Below are 19530 nucleotides of genomic sequence, written 5' to 3'. Positions count from 1 at the left end.
CTGGTTAAGAAGGTAGAGCGAAGTTGATGTCTAGCTGAGTGATACTGAAAGCACTTAGTTTGTAGTCGTCACAGAATACAGATTAATAAGGCGCCCGTAGCTCAGCTGGATAGAGCATCCGCCTTCTAAGCGGATGGTCGCAGGTTCGAGTCCTGCCGGGTGCGCCATTAGGCAGCTTTGGCACAAGTAAGGCAACACAGGCAATATGGTGGGCGTAGCTCAGTTGGTAGAGCACGGGATTGTGACTCCCGTTGTCGAGGGTTCGATCCCCTTCGTCCACCCCATATTTAGAAAGACGCCAGATTAATAATCTGGCGTCTTTGCTTCAAAAGTTTGAAATGCGGATGTGGTGGAATTGGTAGACACACTGGATTTAGGTTCCAGCGCCGCAAGGTGTGAGAGTTCGAGTCTCTCCGTCCGCACCAAATTTGGTAGTTCATCTACCAGCTGAAAAAAGGCGCAGCACCTGAAAAGGGCTGCGCTTTTTTCGTTCTGGCGATTTAATTTATCGGGTTCGTTATGCGTTCCTGGTTAGCTTTGTACGTGTTGCGTTAATGCGTGCAGCGCATCGTTCGTTTTTTGTAACGGTGTGCTCAGGTGTCTGCTGGGTGAGTGGGTGGCATCTGTTGAGCCTCTAAATTAGGGCTTGAGCGTAAAAAATGTGTACTGAGGTGGTAAGCAAATGATTGTTTGCACCTTATTAATGTGTCTGCTGTTTCTTTGCACGAATGCGGTAGGGTGACTTCTTGAGTTTGACCCACTAGAATGCATGCCCTTGATTATGGGGTCGGAAACGGCCGGCTAACGTCTGTGCAACGAGGAATATCCATGCAAGTTTCTGTTGAAAATACTTCCGCTCTTGAGCGTCGCATGACCATTGGCGTGCCAGCTGAGCGTATTGAGGCTGAAGTCAACAAGCGTCTGCAACAGACTGCCCAAAAGGCCAAGATCCCGGGCTTCCGTCCAGGCAAGGTGCCAATGAGCGTGATCCGTCAGCGTTACGAAGCTGATGCGCGTCAAGAAGCGCTGGGCAACATCATCCAGGCTTCTTTTTATGAAGCAGTGGTTGAGCAAAAGCTGAACCCGGCGGGCCAGCCATCCGTAGAACCTAAAGTGTTCGAAAAAGGCAAGGATCTGGAATACATCGCAACTTTCGAAGTTTTCCCGGAGTTCGAAGTCACGGGTCTGGACACCATCGCTGTTGAGCGCCTGAGCGCTGAAGTGGCTGATGCCGACCTGGACAAAATGCTGGACGTGCTGCGCAAGCAGAACACCCGCTTTGAAGTGACTGAGCGTGCTGCTCAGAACGAAGACCAACTGAATATCGATTTCGTTGGCAAGGTTGATGGTGAAGTATTCGCAGGCGGCTCCGCCAAGGGTACTCAGCTGGTACTGGGTTCGGGCCGCATGATTCCGGGCTTTGAAGATGGCCTGGTCGGCGCCAAAGCAGGCGAAGAGCGCGTTCTGACCCTGACATTCCCTGAGGACTACCAGAACCTGGACCTGGCAGGTAAAACTGCTGAGTTCACGGTGACTGTGAATACTGTTTCTGAGCCAAAACTGCCTGAATTGAACGAAGAATTCTTCGCTCAATTCGGTATTAAAGAGACAGGTATTGAAGGTTTCCGCGCCGAAGTTCGTAAGAACATGGAGCGTGAGCTGCGTCAGGCCATCAAGTCCAAGGTCAAAAATCAGGTAATGGAAGGCCTGCTGGCTGCCAACCCGATTGAAGTGCCAAAGGCTCTGCTGTCGAGCGAAGTAGACCGCCTGCGCGTTCAGGCAGTCCAGCAGTTCGGCGGTAACATCAAGCCGGATCAACTGCCTGCTGAGCTGTTTGAAGAGCAAGCCAAGCGTCGCGTAGTGCTGGGCCTGATCGTGGCTGAAGTGGTTAAGCAGTTCGACCTCAAGCCCGATGAAGATCGCGTTCGCGAAATGATCCAGGAAATGGCTTCCGCCTATCAGGAGCCAGAGCAGGTTGTAGCTTGGTACTACAAAAACGACCAGCAATTGAACGAAGTTCGTTCGGTTGTGCTGGAAGAGCAAGTTGTGGATACTGTTCTGCAGAAGGCTAAGGTGACCGACAAGTCGGTCTCTTACGAAGAAGCTGTCAAGCCGGTGGAAGCTCCACAAGCCGACTGATTTCGGACTCGTTGGAAAACACTACCATAAGCCAGCCTCGCGCTGGCTTATGCGTATTCAAGACAGAACTATTTGGGAGTGACTGCAGGACATGTCCCGCAATTCTTATATGCAGCAGAACTCTGACATTCAAGCCGCTGGCGGCTTGGTCCCGATGGTTGTTGAGCAGTCCGCCCGTGGCGAGCGCGCCTATGACATCTATTCGCGCCTGTTGAAGGAGCGGATCATCTTCCTGGTAGGCCCTGTAGAAGATTACATGGCGAACCTGGTTGCGGCGCAGTTGCTCTTCCTTGAAGCCGAAAACCCGGACAAGGACATCCATCTTTACATCAACTCTCCTGGCGGCTCGGTAACTGCAGGTATGTCGATCTACGACACCATGCAGTTCATCAAGCCAGACGTGTCGACCATCTGCATTGGTCAAGCGTGCAGCATGGGTGCATTCCTGTTGGCTGGCGGCGCACCAGGCAAGCGTCACTGCTTGCCTAACTCGCGCATGATGATTCACCAGCCATTGGGCGGTTTCCAGGGCCAGGCGTCGGATATCGACATTCACGCCAAGGAAATCCTCAATATCCGTCATCGTTTGAACTCGCTGTTGGCGCATCACACGGGTCAAACACTCGAGACCATCGAGCGTGATACTGAGCGTGACAACTTCATGAGTGCCGAGCGTGCAGCCGAGTATGGCCTGATCGACTCAGTATTCAGCAAGCGTCAAATGCCCGCTTAAGCAGCGCAAATGTGGGTGGTTGGATTAACCGACCACCTGCGGACTTGAAAAAGCCCGCAGTTGCCTTCATCTTGTGTTGCAAGCCTATCGGATTTGGATCGATCGAATGACTGACACCCGCAACGGCGAGGACAACGGCAAATTGCTCTATTGCTCCTTCTGTGGCAAAAGCCAGCATGAAGTGCGCAAATTGATTGCCGGCCCCTCGGTCTTTATCTGCGACGAATGCGTCGACCTGTGCAATGACATCATCCGTGAGGAGGTGCAGGAAGCCCAGGCCGAGAGCAGCGCGCATAAATTACCATCGCCAAAAGAAATCAGCGGCATCCTTGATCAATACGTTATTGGTCAGGAACGTGCCAAAAAGGTTTTGGCTGTAGCGGTATATAACCACTACAAACGCCTCAACCAGCGTGACAAAAAGAACGACGATGTCGAGCTTGGCAAGAGCAACATCCTGCTTATTGGTCCTACCGGTTCGGGTAAAACCCTGCTGGCGGAAACCTTGGCTCGTCTGCTGAATGTGCCTTTCACAATCGCTGACGCAACCACGCTTACTGAAGCGGGTTATGTGGGTGAGGATGTCGAAAACATCATTCAGAAGCTGCTGCAGAAGTGCGATTACGATGTAGAGAAGGCCCAGATGGGCATCGTTTACATCGATGAAATCGACAAGATTTCGCGCAAGTCTGATAACCCTTCAATCACCCGTGACGTTTCCGGTGAAGGTGTACAGCAAGCCTTGTTGAAATTGATTGAAGGCACTGTTGCTTCCGTTCCGCCTCAGGGTGGCCGTAAGCACCCGCAGCAAGAGTTTTTGCAGGTTGATACCCGCAACATTCTCTTTATCTGTGGCGGTGCGTTCTCGGGTCTGGAGAAGGTTGTACAGGCTCGATCGACGCGTGGCGGTATCGGCTTCAGCGCCGAAGTACGCAGCAAGGAAGAGGGCAAGAAGGTTGGCGAATCCCTGCGTGAAGTCGAACCTGACGATTTGGTCAAGTTCGGTCTGATCCCTGAGTTTGTCGGCCGTCTTCCTGTTTTGGCGACGTTGGACGAGCTGGATGAGGCTGCGTTGATGCAGATCCTCACTGAACCGAAGAACGCCTTGACCAAGCAATACGGCAAGCTGTTCGAGATGGAAGGTGTTGATCTCGAGTTCCGGGCTGATGCTTTGAAAGCTGTGGCCAAGCGTGCGCTTGAGCGCAAGACAGGCGCTCGTGGTTTGCGTTCGATTCTTGAAGGCGTCTTGCTCGACACTATGTATGAAATCCCCTCGCAGTCCGAGGTGAGTAAAGTGGTGATCGACGAAAGCGTTATAGAAGGCAAGTCCAAGCCGTTGTTGATTTATGAAAACAACGAAGCGACTGCCAAGGCTGCACCCGACGCGTAATTGTGTAGCTGTTTGTTACATCGTGCGTGTTAACAAAGGGGCCTTAGGGCCCCTTTGTTTTTCCTGCTCTTCAGCGCTTGTTTTTTTTAGAGACAGCCCCCATCTTGGCTTCAAGCTTACTTCCATCTGATTACGGCCTTATGGCCGCCGTAGAGGCGAAATCATGAAGACAACCATCGAATTGCCTCTCCTGCCGTTGCGTGATGTCGTTGTGTATCCGCACATGGTGATCCCACTGTTCGTGGGACGCGAGAAATCGATCGAGGCCCTTGAGGCAGCGATGACGGGCGACAAGCAGATCTTGCTGTTAGCTCAAAAAAACCCTGCTGACGACGACCCGAGTGCTGAATCACTCTATGGTGTGGGTACCATTGCCACCGTTTTGCAACTGCTTAAGCTGCCAGATGGCACCGTCAAGGTGTTGGTTGAAGGCGAGCAGCGCGGTGCAGTCGAGAAATTTGGTCAGGCTGAAGGTTATCTGAGTGCTGAAGTCTCTTTGATTGATGAGACCGCAGCGCCAGAGCGTGAGTCTGAAGTGTTTGTACGCAGCCTGCTTTCTCAATTTGAGCAGTATGTGCAATTGGGCAAAAAGGTCCCGGCTGAGGTGCTGTCCTCGCTTAACAGCATTGATGAGCCAAGCCGCTTGGTCGACACGATGGCGGCCCACATGGCCCTCAAGATCGAGCAGAAGCAAGAAATTCTCGAAATCATCGATTTGCAAACCCGGGTTGAACACGTCCTGGCCCTGCTGGATGCCGAGATTGACCTGCTGCAAGTTGAAAAGCGTATTCGCGGTCGTGTCAAAAAGCAGATGGAGCGCAGCCAGCGTGAGTACTACCTGAATGAGCAGATGAAGGCTATTCAGAAAGAGCTGGGTGATGGTGACGAAGGTCACAATGAAATTGAAGAACTGAAAAAGCGCATTGACGCGGCAGGCCTGCCTAAAGATGCAATGACCAAGGCGCTGGCTGAGCTGAACAAGCTCAAGCAAATGTCTCCGATGTCGGCTGAAGCCACGGTTGTGCGGTCTTATATCGACTGGTTGGTTCAGGTGCCGTGGAAGGCGCAGAGCAAGGTTCGCCTTGACCTCAAGCGTGCTGAAGACATCCTGGATGCAGACCATTATGGTCTGGAGGAAGTCAAAGAGCGGATCCTTGAATACCTCGCCGTGCAAAAGCGCGTGAAGAAGATTCGTGGTCCGGTCTTGTGCCTGGTAGGGCCTCCAGGTGTGGGCAAAACGTCTCTTGCTGAGTCGATTGCTCACGCTACAAACCGAAAGTTCGTGCGTATGGCCCTTGGCGGCGTGCGTGACGAAGCAGAAATTCGCGGTCACCGCCGTACTTACATCGGTTCGATGCCCGGTAGATTGATTCAAAAAATGACTAAGGTGGGCGTTCGCAACCCATTGTTCTTGCTCGACGAGATCGACAAGATGGGCAGTGACATGCGTGGCGACCCTGCGTCTGCACTGCTTGAAGTGCTCGACCCTGAGCAGAATCACAGCTTCAACGACCATTACCTGGAGGTCGACTACGACCTTTCCGACGTCATGTTCTTGTGCACCTCCAACTCGATGAATATTCCGCCCGCATTGTTGGACCGGATGGAGGTCATTCGTTTGCCGGGTTACACGGAAGACGAAAAAATCAACATTGCCGTCAAGTACCTCGCGCCCAAGCAAATTGAGGCCAACGGCCTGAAAAAAGGTGAGCTGGCATTTGATAACGAAGCTATTCGCGACATCATTCGTTACTACACGCGTGAAGCGGGCGTTAGAGGCCTTGAGCGTCAAATTGCCAAGATCTGCCGCAAGGCAGTGAAAGAGCATGTGATGGAGAAACGCTTCTGCGTTACGGTCACCGCTGACCTTCTTGAGCACTTTTTGGGTGTAAGAAAATTCAGTTATGGACTGGCCGAGCAGCATGACCAGATTGGTCAAGTGACGGGTTTGGCCTGGACTCAGGTCGGTGGCGAATTGCTGACGATTGAAGCGGCGGTTGTGCCGGGTAAAGGGCAATTGATCAAGACGGGTTCGCTCGGTGACGTGATGGTCGAATCGATCACGGCGGCGCTGACGGTCGTTCGCAGTCGTGCCAAAAGCCTTGGTATCCCATTGGATTTCAACGAAAAACGTGACGTTCACATCCATATGCCGGAAGGGGCTACACCCAAGGATGGCCCGAGCGCGGGTGTTGGTATGTGCACGGCGTTGGTCTCCGCACTGACACTGATTCCGGTGCGTGCGGATGTCGCCATGACGGGTGAGATCACCCTGCGTGGTCAGGTATTGGCGATCGGTGGCCTGAAGGAAAAATTATTGGCTGCTCATCGGGGCGGAATTAAGACAGTCATTATTCCAGAAGAAAATGTCCGCGATCTGAAGGAAATTCCTGACAACATCAAACAGGATCTTCAAATCAAACCGGTTAAATGGATTGACGAGGTCCTGCAAATTGCGCTGCAATACGCGCCGGAGCCCTTGCCGGATGTGGCTCCCGAGATTGTTGCCAAGGACGACAAGCGCGAGTCTGACTCTAAGGAAAGAATTAGCACGCATTAATACGGATTCGCCTGATGGGCTTTCTTGACGCTGTTTAGAGCCCTTGTTATAAAGCGGCTCAATAAGTGTCCGTAAGTGCTTCAGCAGTCGTTTTGCTTTTACCAAAAAAACTTTAGAAACATTCTCAGATAGATATAAGGGGACTTAGAGTGAACAAGTCGGAACTGATTGATGCTATCGCTGCATCTGCTGATATCCCGAAAGCTGCTGCTGGCCGTGCGCTGGACGCAGTGATCGAATCCGTCACTGGCGCTCTTAAGGCTGGCGACTCTGTGGTACTGGTTGGCTTTGGTACTTTCTCTGTGACCGATCGTCCTGCTCGTACGGGTCGTAACCCACAGACCGGTAAAACGCTGGAAATTCCTGCTGCTAAAAAACCTGGCTTCAAAGCCGGTAAAGCACTGAAAGAAGCGGTTAACTAAGTTTCTGTAATACCTTTTACCCAACCGGGTCAGGCGCACGCCAGGCTTGGCAGCGGAGCGGTAGTGCAGTCGATGTCAACATCGATCTGTTACGCCGGGGGTCGCGGGTTCGAGCCCGGTCCGCTCCGCCAGTTACGAGAAGGCGCATCCTCGGATGCGCCTTTCTTCTATCCGGACTCTACCCACGCTCCACGGTTGTTCATTAAGTAAGACCGTTTCTGGGGGAAGCATGCTGCAAAATATCAGGGACAATTCACAAGGCTGGATTGCCAAGACCATCATCGGTGTCATCGTCGCGTTAATGGCGTTGACCGGTTTCGATGCCATTTTTCAAGCCACCTCTACCAGCAAGGATGCCGCCAAGGTAAACGGTGAAGAGATCACTCAAACCGAGCTCAGCCAAGCTGTCGACATGCAACGTCGCCAGTTGATGCAGCAGCTAGGCAAAGATTTTGATGCCTCTTTGCTGGACGAGAAGATGCTGCGTGAAGCGGCCCTCAAAGGGTTGATTGATCGCAAGCTGTTGCTCCAGGGTGCTAACCAGGCCAAGTTCTCTTTCTCGGAAGCAGCCTTGGATCAGGTTATTTTGCAAACGCCTGAATTCCAGGTGGATGGCAAATTCAGCCCTGAGCGATTCGATCAAGTGATTCGTCAGCTTGGTTACGGCCGCCTGCAATTTCGCGACATGCTGGCTGAGGAAATGTTGATCGGTCAGGTACGTGCCGGCTTGGCAGGCAGCGGTTTTGTAACCGATGAACAGGTCAACGCGTTCGCCCGTCTTGAAAAACAAACCCGTGATTTCGCTTCGTTGAACATCAAGGCCGATCCGGCTGCGGTGAAATTGACCGATGACGAAGTTAAGGCTTACTACGACGAGCACGCAAAAGAGTTCATGACCCCTGATCAGGTCGTTATCGACTACATCGAATTGAAGAAGTCAGCCTTTTTCGATCAGGTGGCGGTTAAGGACGAAGAGCTGCAAGCGTTGTATCAGAAAGAGATCGCCAATCTGGCCGAGCAGCGTCGTGCTGCGCACATCCTGATTGAGGTCAACGACAAAGTCAGCGATGAGCAAGCCAAGGCCAAGATTGCTGAAATCCAGCAGCGCCTGGATAAAGGCGAAAGCTTTGAGGCGTTAGCCAAAGAGTTCTCTCAAGACCCGGGTTCGGCCGCCAGTGGTGGTGATCTGGGCTTCGCCGGGCCGGGTGTCTACGATCCTGTCTTTGAAACAGCACTGTATGCGCTCAACAAAGATCAAGTATCGCAGCCTGTGCGCACCAGCTTTGGTTATCACCTGATCAAGCTGTTGGACGTTGAAGCGCCCGAGGTTCCAAGCTTTGCCAGTCTCAAAGACAAATTGACGCGTGATCTGAAGACTCAACAGGTTGAGCAGCGTTTTGTCGATGCCAGCAAGCAGCTTGAAGATTCGGCTTTCGAAGCGTCTGATCTTGCCCAGCCTGCTCAAGAGCTGAAGCTTACAGTTCATACGTCTGCGCCATTTGGCCGTGAAGGGGGCGAGGGCGTTGCCGCCAATCGCGCTGTCGTTCAAGCCGCATTCAGCACCGAAGTCATGGATGAAGGTGCCAACAGCACCGCCATCGAACTCGATCCTGAGACAGTTGTTGTGCTGCGTGTCAAAGAGCATCGCAAGCCAGAGCAGTTGCCGCTGGACGCCGTTGCTTCAAGCATCCGTGCTCAGTTGGTTAAAGAACACGCCAGTGCGGCGGCCAAAACCAAAGCTGAAGACATCATTAAAGGTCTGCGTGATGGCAAGTTGCCGTTGAATGAGCCAATTGATGGTCAGTCTTGGACGGTTGAGGAGGCTGTGGCGCGTAGTCAGGACGGGATTGACCCGGCCGTGCTGCAAGCCGTGTTCCGTATGCCTAAGCCTGCCGCCAAGGACAAGCCGACGTTTGGCAGTGTGACCTTGGCCGATGGCAGTGTGGTTGTGTTGCGTTTGAACGGTGTCAACGATGCCGCCAAGCCGACTGAAGAGGAAAAAGCGTCTTATCGTCGCTTCCTCGCTTCGCGTGCAGGCCAGCAAGACTTTGCTGCGTATCGCAAGCAGTTGGAAAACGAAGCGAAGGTCGAGCGCTACTAAGCGTTGGATCACGCGCTTCACTAAAAATGGCCGCTCAATGAGCGGCCATTTTTTATGGCAGCGAAGGCATGTCGGTGCTCTGTTCTGGCAGGTTAAGCCTGTAGCAGTTGACGAGTAATGCGAGGCTACGTCCACAGGCGTAGCGGTCGTAAAATCATTCAGGTTGGTGTGTCAAGCGCACCGCCGTCATCGGGTTTACGACTGCTTCGCAATCGAACTACCCATTCGGCAACGCCAACACCGACAATCAAATGGCCTGTGATCAATACCATTTAATACCGCGTGTCATACGCGCCCTTGTGATCGGTGCAAAAACCCACTTGTCCCCTGCAACGAAAAACGCCCGGCGCATCACTGCGCCGGGCGTTTTTAATGGAGCGCCAGCGAAGGTTTATTCCTCGAGGCTGCCCATTGCGGTGGTGTTGAAGCCGCCGTCTACGTACATGATTTCGCCGCTGATGCCCGACGCCAGGTCGGAGCACAAGAAGGCGCCAGCATTGCCGACTTCGTCGATGGTGACGTTACGACGCAGCGGCGTTTGCGCTTCGTTAGCCGCCAGCATTTTACGGAAGTTCTTGATGCCCGAAGCAGCCAAGGTGCGGATCGGACCGGCTGACACGCAGTTAACACGGGTGCCTTCCGGGCCCAGGCTACCCGCCAGGTAACGTACGCCCGCTTCAAGGCTGGCCTTTGCCATACCCATCACGTTGTAGTTAGGCATAGTGCGCTCAGCGCCCAGGTAGGAGAGGGTCAGCAGGCTGCCATTGCGGCCTTTCATCATCGGGCGACCGGCTTTGGCCAGGGCCACGAAGCTGTAGGCGCTGATGTCGTGAGCAATGCGGAAGCCCTCACGGGTGGTGGCGTCGGTGAAGTCGCCGTCCAGTTGGTCGCCCGGTGCGAAACCTACGGAGTGAACAATGCAGTCCAGGCCGTCCCACTTCTTGCTCAAGTCTTCGAAGACCTTGGCGATTTCTTCATCGCTGGCAACGTCACAAGGGAAGCACAGCTCAGGGTTGGAACCCCAACCTGCTGCGAACTCTTCAACGCGGCCTTTAAGCTTTTCGTTCTGATAAGTGAAAGCAAGTTCAGCGCCTTCACGGTGCATGGCGGCAGCAATGCCAGAAGCGATGGACAATTTGCTAGCGACACCGACGATCAGGACGCGCTTACCGGCGAGAAAACCCATGTGTTGTTCCTCTATCAGATTAATCGACAGCCACTGGTGCCAAAAAGGCAGCTTCCAGTAGCTGTTGTGTATATGCATGTTGCGGTGAGGCAAAAATACGTTGCGCATCACCTTGTTCGACCACTTGGCCTTGCTTGACCACCATCAATTGGTGGCTCAGCGCTTTGACTACCGCCAGATCATGGCTGATAAACAAATACGTCAGGTTGTACTTGGCTTGCAGCGAGCGCAAGAGCTCGACGACCTGGCGTTGTACGGTTCTGTCCAACGCAGAGGTTGGCTCGTCCAGCAGAATCAACGCTGGCTTTAACACTAATGCGCGGGCAATGGCGATTCTCTGCCGTTGACCACCTGAAAACTCGTGAGGGTAACGGTGCCGGGTTTCCGGATCCAGACCTACTTCACGCAATGCTTCAATAATTGCTGATTCCTGCTCTTGCGCGGTGCCCATTTGATGAATACGCAATCCCTCGCCCACAATCTCGCTGACGCTCATGCGTGGGCTGAGGCTGCCAAACGGGTCTTGAAACACCACCTGCATTTGCCGTCGTAACGGCCTGACTTCTTTTTGCGATAAGCAGTTTAGCTGTTTGTCTTCGAAACGAATCGCGCCCTGGCTTGCAATCAGTCGCAAGATGGCCAGACCCAAGGTCGATTTGCCTGATCCGCTTTCCCCCACAATGCCCAGCGTTTGACCGCGGGGCAGGCTGAAGTTAATGCCGTCGACCGCTTTTACGTAATCAACGGTTTTGCGCAACAGTCCTTTCTTGATCGGGAACCACACTTTCAGGTTCTCGACTTCCAGCAATGGCGGGCCCGCAACGGTATCGGCCGGGCCGCCACGGGGTTCTGCACTGAGCAGTTCCCGGGTATAGGGATGCTGTGGTGAACGGAACAGCTGTTCACACGATGCTTGTTCGACGATGCAACCGCGCTGCATGACACATACTCTGTGCGCAATTCGTCGAACCAGGTTCAAATCGTGACTGATCAGTAACAGCGACATGCCCAGCCGTGCCTGCAAATCCTTGAGCAAATCAAGAATTTTGAGCTGCACGGTGACGTCCAGCGCCGTGGTGGGTTCGTCCGCAATCAACAGCTCGGGTTCATTCGCCAGGGCCATGGCAATCATTACACGTTGTCTCTGGCCGCCGGAGAGCTCGTGTGGCAAGGCTTTGAGGCGTTTGCGCGGCTCAGGGATGCCCACCAGCTCCAACAGCTCCAGCGTGCGCTCAGTGGCGGCCTTGCCTGACAGCCCTTTGTGGATGCCGAGCACTTCGTTGATTTGTTTTTCAATGCTGTGCAGGGGGTTGAGCGAGGTCATGGGTTCTTGAAAAATCATGGCAATTCGATTGCCGCGAATATGGCGCAGTTTTTTTTCGTCCAGGCTCAATAAGTCCTGCCCGGCATACTGAATGCTACCGCCGGGATGGCGAGCGATGGGGTAGGGCAGCAGTCTCAGGATGGAGTGGGCAGTGACTGACTTGCCTGATCCGCTTTCGCCTACAAGCGCCAGTGTTTCGCCACGCTTGATATCAAAGCTGATGTTTTGCACCACGCGTTGTGGCTGCTCACCGGCTACAAACTCCACGGAAAGATCGCGCACTTCTATCAGATTGTCCTGCGTCATCTCATTTCCTCGGGTCGAAAGCATCGCGAGCGGACTCACCGATAAACACCAACAAACTGAGCATGATTGCCAGCACCGCAAAGGCGCTGATACCCAGCCACGGCGCTTGCAAGTTGGATTTGCCCTGTGCCACCAGTTCGCCCAGAGACGGCGCGCCCGGCGGAAGGCCGAAGCCTAAAAAGTCCAGTGCGGTCAGAGTGCCAATGGCACCGGTCAAAATGAACGGCATGAACGTCATGGTCGATACCATCGCGTTGGGCAAAATATGCCGATACATGATGGCCATGTCTTGCATGCCCAAGGCACGGGCGGCGCGTACGTATTCCAGGTTACGCCCGCGCAGGAATTCGGCCCGCACCACGTCAACCAGGCTCATCCACGAAAACAACAGCATGATGCCCAGCAGCCACCAGAAGTTGGGTTGCACAAAACTGGCAAGAATAATCAGCAGGTACAAGACAGGTAAGCCCGACCAGATTTCCAGAAATCGCTGACCTGCCAGGTCTACCCAGCCGCCATAGAACCCCTGAAGCGCCCCGGCAATCACGCCGATAATCGAACTCAAAATAGTCAGGGTCAGTGCAAACAGTACGGAGATGCGGAAGCCATAAATCACACGGGCCAACACATCCCGACCCTGGTCGTCGGTGCCGAGCCAGTTTTCAGCGGATGGCGGTGCGGGGGCAGGGACTTTCAAGTCGTAGTTGATGCTCTGATAGCTATAGGGGATTGGTGGCCACAGCACCCAGGCATCTTTCTTGGCCAGCAGTTCGCGGATGTAGGGGCTTTTGTAGTTCGCTTCCAGTGGGAACTCGCCGCCAAAGTCAGTCTCTGGGTAGCGTTTGAGGGCCGGGAAATACAGTTCGCCGTCGTAGCTGATCACCAGCGGTTTGTCGTTGGCAATTAACTCGGCCCCCAGGCTCAGCCCGAAGAGCACCAAAAAGATCCACAGTGACCACCAGCCGCGTTTATTGGCTTTAAAGCGGGCGAAGCGTCGTCGATTGAGGGGCGATAACTTCATCTCAATGCTCCCTGCTTTCAAAGTCGATGCGCGGATCCACCAGGGTGTATGACAAGTCGCCAATCAGTTTCACCAGCAGGCCGACCAGGGTGAAGATGAACAAGGTCCCAAAAACAACGGGGTAATCGCGGTTGATCGCCGCCTCAAAGCTCATAAGCCCCAACCCATCCAGCGAGAAAATCACCTCAACCAATAGCGAACCGGTGAAGAAGATGCCGATAAAGGCTGATGGAAATCCGGCAATGACCAGCAACATCGCGTTGCGAAACACGTGGCCATACAGCACGCGATGATGGGTCAGTCCTTTGGCTTTGGCGGTCACCACGTATTGCTTGTTGATCTCGTCCAAAAAACTGTTTTTGGTGAGTAAGGTCATCGTGGCGAAGTTGCCGATGACCAATGCCGTCACAGGTAAGGCCAGGTGCCAGAAATAGTCGAGGATTTTGCCGCCCAGGCTCAATTCGTCGAAGTTGTTGGAGGTCAGCCCGCGTAGCGGGAACCAGTCCAGATAGCTGCCGCCGGCAAAGACCACGATCAATAAGATGGCAAACAGGAACGCCGGGATGGCATAGCCGATAATGATCGCCGAACTGGTCCACACGTCGAAATGACTGCCGTGTCGCGTAGCTTTGGCGATACCCAGCGGGATCGACACCAGGTACATGATCAAGGTGCTCCAGAGTCCAAGCGAGATGGAGACAGGCATTTTCTCCTTGATCAGGTCGATGACTTTGGCATCCCTGAAAAAACTCTCGCCGAAGTCCAGGTGGGCGTAATTTTTGATCATGATCCACAAGCGCTCGGGAGCGGGCTTGTCGAAGCCGTACATTTTTTCGATTTCCTGGATCAGCGCCGGGTCCAGTCCTTGGGCGCCACGGTAGTTGGAACCCGCCACTGAAACCTCAGAGCCGCCGCCTGCGATACGGCTGGTCGCCCCGTCGAAGCCTTCGAGTTTGGCAATCATTTGCTCCACCGGACCACCTGGCGCGGCCTGGATGATGATGAAGTTAATCAGCAAGATCCCGAACAGGGTCGGGATGATCAACAGCAGTCGCCCGAATATATACGCCAGCATCTAAGGCTCCAGGCTTTCGCTTGTGGGTTGGGTGGAGGTCACCGGTTCGACATCGGGCTTGACCCACCAGGTGTCTATTCCGATGTCATACAACGGGGTCACGGTGGGGTGGCCGATATGGTTGGAATACGCCACGCGCCAGGTTTTTATGTGCCAGTTGGGGATGACGTAAAAGCCCCATTGCAGCACACGGTCCAGGGCGCGGGCATGAGTGATCAGGTTCTGGCGCGAATCGGCATGGATGAGACCTTCGGTGAGTTGGTCAATGGCAGGGTCTTTTAGCCCCATGAAGTTGCGGCTGCCGGGTTTTTCGGCGCTTTGCGACTCCCAGTATTCGCGCTGCTCGCTGCCGGGAGAACTGGACTGCGGAAAACTGCCGATAATCATGTCGAAGTCCCGTGAGCGCAGACGGTTCAAGTATTGCGAAACATCGACCCGGCGAATCTGCATGTCGATGCCCAAGTCGCTGAGGTTGCGCTTGAAGGGCAGCAGAATGCGCTCGAATTCGGTTTGCGCCACTAGAAACTCAATGCGCACCGGCTTGCCCTGAGCATCGACCATCTTGTCGTCAACAATGCGCCAGCCGGCGTCCTGCAGTAATTGATAAGCGCGACGCTGTTGGTCGCGAATCATGCCCGTGGCATTGGTGACGTCGGGTTTGAATACCTCGGTAAATGCCTTATCGGGAATTTGCCCGCGCAAAGGCTCCAGAATTGCCAGCTCTTCTTCAGTCGGCGGAGCGCTGGCGGCCATTTCCGAGTTTTCGAAATAACTGCTGGTGCGGGTATATGAACCGTTGAATAACTGCTTGTTGGTCCATTCGAAGTCGAATAACAGGCTCAGCGCCTCGCGCACACGAATGTCCTGGAACATGGGTCGGCGCAGATTAAAAATGAAGCCTTGCATGCCAGTGGGGTTGGCATTGCGAATTTCCTCTTTAATTAAACGGCCCTGTTTGACCGCCGGTACGTGATAAGCGCTGGCCCAATTTTTGGCGCTGATCTCAAACCAGTAGTCAAATTGGCCTGCCTTGAGCGCTTCGAATGCCACGTTGTTGTCGCGGAAATAATCGATGGTGATGGCGTCAAAGTTATACAGGCCCTTGTTGATGGGCAGGTCTTTGCCCCAGTAGTTCTTGTTGCGTTCGTAACGAATCGAGCGCCCCGGCTTGATCTCAGTGATGGTGTACGGACCGCTGCCGACAGGTATTTCGAGGTTGCCCTTGCTGAAATCTCGGGTTTCCCACCAATGTTTTGGTAACACCGGCAATTGGCCGAGGATCAATGGCAGCTCGCGGTTCTTGTTGTGTTTGAAGACGAACGTCACTTGCAACGGGTTTTCTTCGACCGCTTTTTCGACGTCGCTGTAATACCCCTTGAACAAGGGCGAGCCGTTTTTCATCAACGTATCGAAACTGAACACGACGTCTTCAGCGCGAATGGGATGGCCATCATTGAACTTGGCTTCGGGCCGCAGATAAAAACGCACCCAGCTGTTATCGGGCGCCTTTTCAATTTTCTGCGCAATCAAGCCATATGCGGTGAAGGGTTCATCGAGGCTCTGGCGGGCCAGGGTGTCGTACGTCAGGTCGATGCTGTCGGCCGGTACGCCTTTGTTGATAAACGGGTTCAGGCTGTCGAAAGTCCCCAAGGCGGATTTGCGAAATGTCCCGCCCTTTGGCGCATTCGGGTTCACATAATCAACGTGCTTGAAGTTGGCCGGGTATTTGGGTGGTTCGTCGTACAGGGTTAGCGCGTGCTGTGGCGCCGCGAGCGCCAGGCAACTGAGGCCGGCCAATAGCAGGCCACTGAGGGGCTTGAGCAATGTACGCAAAGGCATCATTGGGATTTCTCCGTAGGCTTTAGCCACCACGCACTCAGGCCCAAGTTGTAGGGCGGCGTAGTCACGAAGGCGAACCGGTTGCGGTACGCCAGGCGGTGATAGTTCAGATACCAGTTAGGAATGCTGTAGTACTGCCACAACAAGACGCGGTCCAGTGCCCGGCCAGCGGCCAGTTGTTCTTCGCGGGTTTGTGCAGCCAGCAGTTTTTCAAGTAATTGATCGACAACCGGGTTGGCCACCCCCGCATAGTTTTTACTGCCCTTGACGTTGGCCTGGCTGGAGTGGAAGTACTGCCACTGCTCAAGACCGGGGCTCAAGGTTTGGTCCAGGGTCATGAGGATCATGTCGAAATCGAACTGGTCCAGGCGCTGCTTGTACTGTGCTCGGTCGACGGTACGCAGGCGTGCAGCAATGCCGATGCTCGCCAAGTTTTCCACGTACGGTTGCAGAATGCGCTCAAGGTTGGGGTTTACCAGCAATATTTCGAAGGTTAACGGCTTGCCGTCTGCATTGAGCAAGCGCTGGCCTGAGAGTTTCCAGCCGCTCTCAGCGAATAGACCCAGCGCACGGCGCAGGGTTTGGCGAGGGATGCCACGCCCCTCGGTCTGTGGCAGGCGAAAAGCCTGGGTAAACAATTCGGGCGGCAGTTGTGTGCGCCAGGGTGAAAGCATTAACCATTCGTGGCCCTGCGGGATGCCGCTGGCCGAGAAATCACTGTTGGGGTAGAAGCTCGTTGCACGCTGGTAGGCCCCATTGAACAGCGCCCTGTTGGCCCACTCAAAATCAAACATCAAACCCATCGCTTCACGCACTTTGGTTTGATTGAAGGTGCTGCGGCGGCTGTTCATGAACAGCCCCTGGGTTTGAGTCGGGATGTGATGAGGGATTTGAGCTTTGATTACATCCCCCCGGCGCACGGCCGGGAAGTTATAGCCGTTGGCCCAGTTCTTGGCCTGATGCTCGATGTAGATGTCGAACTCTGCGGCCTTGAAGGCTTCGAACGCGACATCGCTGTCGCGATAAAACTCGACCTCAACCCGGTCGAAATTGTATTTGCCACGATTGACCGGCAGGTTGGCGCCCCACCAGTTCTTGACGTGTTCGAAGACCACTTGGCGGCCCGGTGTGACTTTGCTGATCCGATAAGGGCCACTGCCCAGCGGTGGTTCAAAGGTCGTGGCTTTGAAGTCGCGTTTGGCCCAGTAGTGCTCAGGCAGAACGGGCAGTTCGCCGAGTCGCAGAATCAGCAGCGGGTTGCCAGAGCGTTTGAACACAAAACGTATGCGCTTGGGGCCCAAAATGTCCACCCGCTGCACTTCTTGCAAATGAGTGCGGTACTGCGGGTGGCCTTCTTTGCGTAAGAGGTTGTAGGAGAACGCAACGTCGGAGGCCGTGATCGGAGTGCCATCGTGAAAGCGCGCCTCAGGCCGCAGGTTGAACACCACCCAACTGCGTGTCTCGTTGTACTCCACGGATTGCGCGATCAACCCGTAACTGGAGGTCGGCTCGTCGCCTGATGGCGCGTACTGGCCAGTGCCTGCCATCAGTGTTTCATTCAGCTCGTTGACCCCATATTGCAGAAAGTTGGGGGTAGATACCGGGCTTGTGCCTTTGAAGGTATAGGGGTTGAGCGTGTCAAAGGTGCCAAAGGCCATGACCTTGAGCGTCCCGCCTTTGGGCGCATCAGGGTTGACCCAATCGAAATGGGTGAACGTGGCCGGGTACTTGAGTGTGCCGAACTGCGCATAACCGTGGCTTTCGCTGAGGGTTGCGCGGGCAGGAAAGCTCAAGGCCAGGCAGATAAGTAGCGAAAGGAGGGGACGCATCACGTCAGAGATCCGATCCAGGCGTTGGGCTTAGGTTTGGTTACAGTAACAGCTTGTATCTGCGGGAAAAAGGCTGCGCTAAAAAGCACTGCGGGCAAGTGGCTTCCTGGTTTTATGTAGGAGTCAACTTGCCCGCAGTGTTGTTATGCAATCGCTTAGCGTGGGTTTGAAACCGTCAACATTTGCCCAGGCTTGAGTGCCTTGGCGCTGTTAGGGTTCCAGCGCTTGAGGTGTTGCATCTCGACGTTAAAGCGTTTGGCGACGATGTACAGCGAGTCACCCTTTTTCACTTTGTATTGGGTGGCTTTCTTGCTGGCTGCGGGTTTGCGCGTGTCCTGCATCACCAGCATCTGGCCGCTCTTGAGGTTTTTGCCGGTCAGTTTGTTCCAGCGCTGCAAGTCACGGACATTGACCTTGTTGGCCTTGGCAATGGTGGTCAGGTTGTCGCCACTTTTGACCTTGTACTTACGGTTAAGGCGCACGGCCGTGTTGCTGGCCACATTGTCGAATACCGCTTTTTTGGGGCGCAGGCTGATCAGTTCATCAGGTCTGAGGTTGGACAGGCTGGTGGTCAGTAACTGAGCTTTGGAGGTCGGCACCAGCAGATGCTGCGGGCCATCCGTGGTGGCTCGTTGCTTGTAAGCCGGATTGAGCTGAAACATTTCGTCTTCGTCGATCTCGGCCAGCGCAGCAACGCGGGACAAGTCCATGGATTGTTTGATTTCAACCATTTCGAAGTACGGTTCGTTGGCAATCGGGTTCAGATTGATGCCATAAGCTTCAGGGGCCATTACCACTTGGGACAGAGCCAACAATTTCGGAACGTAGTCTTTGGTTTCCTGCGGCAGGGGCAGGTTCCAGTAATCCGTCGGCAAACCGAGCTTTTCGTTGCGTTCGATGGCCCGGCTTACGGTGCCTTCGCCTGCGTTGTAAGCCGCCAGCGCCAGCAACCAGTCGCCATTGAACATGTCATGCAGACGGGTCAGATAATTCATGGCCGCCAGGGTTGAGGCGGTGATGTCTTTACGCCCGTCATAGGCACGGGTTTGGCGCAGGTTGAAGTAGCGGCCGGTCGATGGAATGAACTGCCACAGACCGACGGCATTGGCGTGGGAATACGCCATCGGGTTGTAAGCGCTTTCAATGACGGGCAGCAGAGCCAGTTCCAGCGGCATGTTGCGTTCTTCGAGGCGCTCTACGATGTAGTGAATATAAAGGCTGCCACGCTCACCTGCGTTTTCGAGAAACGAAGGGTTGCTGGCGAACCACAGGCGCTGTTGTTCGATTCGCGGGTTAACTTCTACGCCTTCCTGCAACTTGAAACCCTGACGCATCCGCTCCCACACATCTTGTGGGGCTACAGGGCTGGGTTTTTCGCTGAGCCAGATCGGCTCCTGAGGAATGCGTTTGGTCAGTTTCAACGTGGGTCTTTCGGCCGTTTTGGCTGATTGATCCATGCTTTGACAACCCGCGAGTACAGCGGACACGGCCAGCGCGATGGCTTGCGCAAGACGCGTCAATGTGTCTGTTTTGATGAAGTTACGTATAGATGACGACATTGGCTGGAAGTAAGATCCGGGCAAAAATGTCGGGCGATTCTAGAAA

Annotated in this window: 13 protein-coding genes and 3 tRNA genes; 9 read left to right on the top strand and 7 right to left on the bottom strand. The window is 54.2% G+C overall.

The annotated features are described in order from the left end of the window. Window positions 1–90 precede the first annotated feature (90 nt). The 9 genes from GYN01_RS16555 to GYN01_RS16515 all read left to right on the top strand — a co-directional run bounded on the left by GYN01_RS16555 (window position 91) and on the right by GYN01_RS16515 (window position 9345). Window positions 91–167: transfer RNA gene (locus GYN01_RS16555), tRNA-Arg, on the top strand. Between the two features lie 41 nt (window positions 168–208). After that, window positions 209–284 (top strand) — tRNA-His (locus GYN01_RS16550). A gap of 56 nt (window positions 285–340) precedes the next feature. Then, window positions 341–425 (top strand) — tRNA-Leu (locus GYN01_RS16545). Between the two features lie 403 nt (window positions 426–828). Continuing rightward, window positions 829–2139 carry a trigger factor gene (tig, locus tag GYN01_RS16540; RefSeq protein ID WP_059763132.1) on the top strand — a complete coding sequence of 437 codons (1311 nt, stop codon included), beginning with the start codon at window positions 829–831 and terminating at the stop codon, window positions 2137–2139. Window positions 2140–2230: 91 nt separating this feature from the next. After that, complete coding sequence (gene clpP / locus GYN01_RS16535; protein ID WP_047276599.1) at window positions 2231–2872, top strand: ATP-dependent Clp endopeptidase proteolytic subunit ClpP; 642 nt, start codon at window positions 2231–2233, stop codon at window positions 2870–2872. Between the two features lie 106 nt (window positions 2873–2978). Next, complete coding sequence (gene clpX / locus GYN01_RS16530) at window positions 2979–4262, top strand: ATP-dependent Clp protease ATP-binding subunit ClpX (RefSeq protein ID WP_048379377.1); 1284 nt, start codon at window positions 2979–2981, stop codon at window positions 4260–4262. A 163-nt stretch (window positions 4263–4425) separates the two neighbouring features. Next, a complete protein-coding gene (gene lon / locus GYN01_RS16525; RefSeq protein WP_048363597.1) occupies window positions 4426–6822 on the top strand; it encodes an endopeptidase La in 2397 nt (798 codons plus the stop codon). Between the two features lie 149 nt (window positions 6823–6971). Then, on the top strand, window positions 6972–7244 hold the full coding sequence (locus GYN01_RS16520; protein ID WP_003183171.1) for an HU family DNA-binding protein: 273 nt from the start codon (window positions 6972–6974) through the stop codon (window positions 7242–7244). Between the two features lie 229 nt (window positions 7245–7473). Continuing rightward, on the top strand, window positions 7474–9345 hold the full coding sequence (locus GYN01_RS16515; RefSeq protein WP_048399747.1) for a SurA N-terminal domain-containing protein: 1872 nt from the start codon (window positions 7474–7476) through the stop codon (window positions 9343–9345). Window positions 9346–9736: 391 nt separating this feature from the next. Here GYN01_RS16515 and fabI read toward each other — a convergent pair whose 3' ends face one another. The 7 genes from fabI to GYN01_RS16480 form a co-directional block, all read right to left on the bottom strand. Beyond that, complete coding sequence (fabI, locus tag GYN01_RS16510) at window positions 9737–10531, bottom strand: enoyl-ACP reductase FabI (protein ID WP_003441378.1); 795 nt, start codon at window positions 10529–10531, stop codon at window positions 9737–9739. A 19-nt stretch (window positions 10532–10550) separates the two neighbouring features. Beyond that, a complete protein-coding gene (locus GYN01_RS16505) occupies window positions 10551–12161 on the bottom strand; it encodes an ABC transporter ATP-binding protein (protein ID WP_048363599.1) in 1611 nt (536 codons plus the stop codon). A 1-nt stretch (window position 12162) separates the two neighbouring features. Beyond that, window positions 12163–13182: an ABC transporter permease gene (locus tag GYN01_RS16500; protein WP_048363600.1), complete on the bottom strand. Its 1020-nt coding sequence runs from the start codon at window positions 13180–13182 to the stop codon at window positions 12163–12165. A gap of 1 nt (window position 13183) precedes the next feature. Further along, complete coding sequence (locus GYN01_RS16495; RefSeq protein ID WP_203307476.1) at window positions 13184–14257, bottom strand: microcin C ABC transporter permease YejB; 1074 nt, start codon at window positions 14255–14257, stop codon at window positions 13184–13186. Beyond that, window positions 14258–16099, bottom strand: a complete 1842-nt coding sequence (locus tag GYN01_RS16490; protein WP_048399741.1) for an extracellular solute-binding protein — start codon at window positions 16097–16099, stop codon at window positions 14258–14260. Further along, window positions 16096–17925, bottom strand: a complete 1830-nt coding sequence (locus GYN01_RS16485; protein WP_048399739.1) for an extracellular solute-binding protein — start codon at window positions 17923–17925, stop codon at window positions 16096–16098. Before GYN01_RS16485 ends, GYN01_RS16490 begins: the two co-directional genes overlap by 4 nt. A 155-nt stretch (window positions 17926–18080) precedes the next feature. Further along, window positions 18081–19484: a transglycosylase SLT domain-containing protein gene (locus tag GYN01_RS16480; protein ID WP_048363604.1), complete on the bottom strand. Its 1404-nt coding sequence runs from the start codon at window positions 19482–19484 to the stop codon at window positions 18081–18083. Window positions 19485–19530 lie beyond the last annotated feature (46 nt).

Source organism: Pseudomonas weihenstephanensis (assembly GCF_016812185.1).
Lineage (GTDB): Bacteria > Pseudomonadota > Gammaproteobacteria > Pseudomonadales > Pseudomonadaceae > Aquipseudomonas > Aquipseudomonas weihenstephanensis.
The sequence above is the reverse complement of the archived record's forward strand: the minus strand, read 5'-3'. Positions and strand labels throughout refer to the sequence as shown.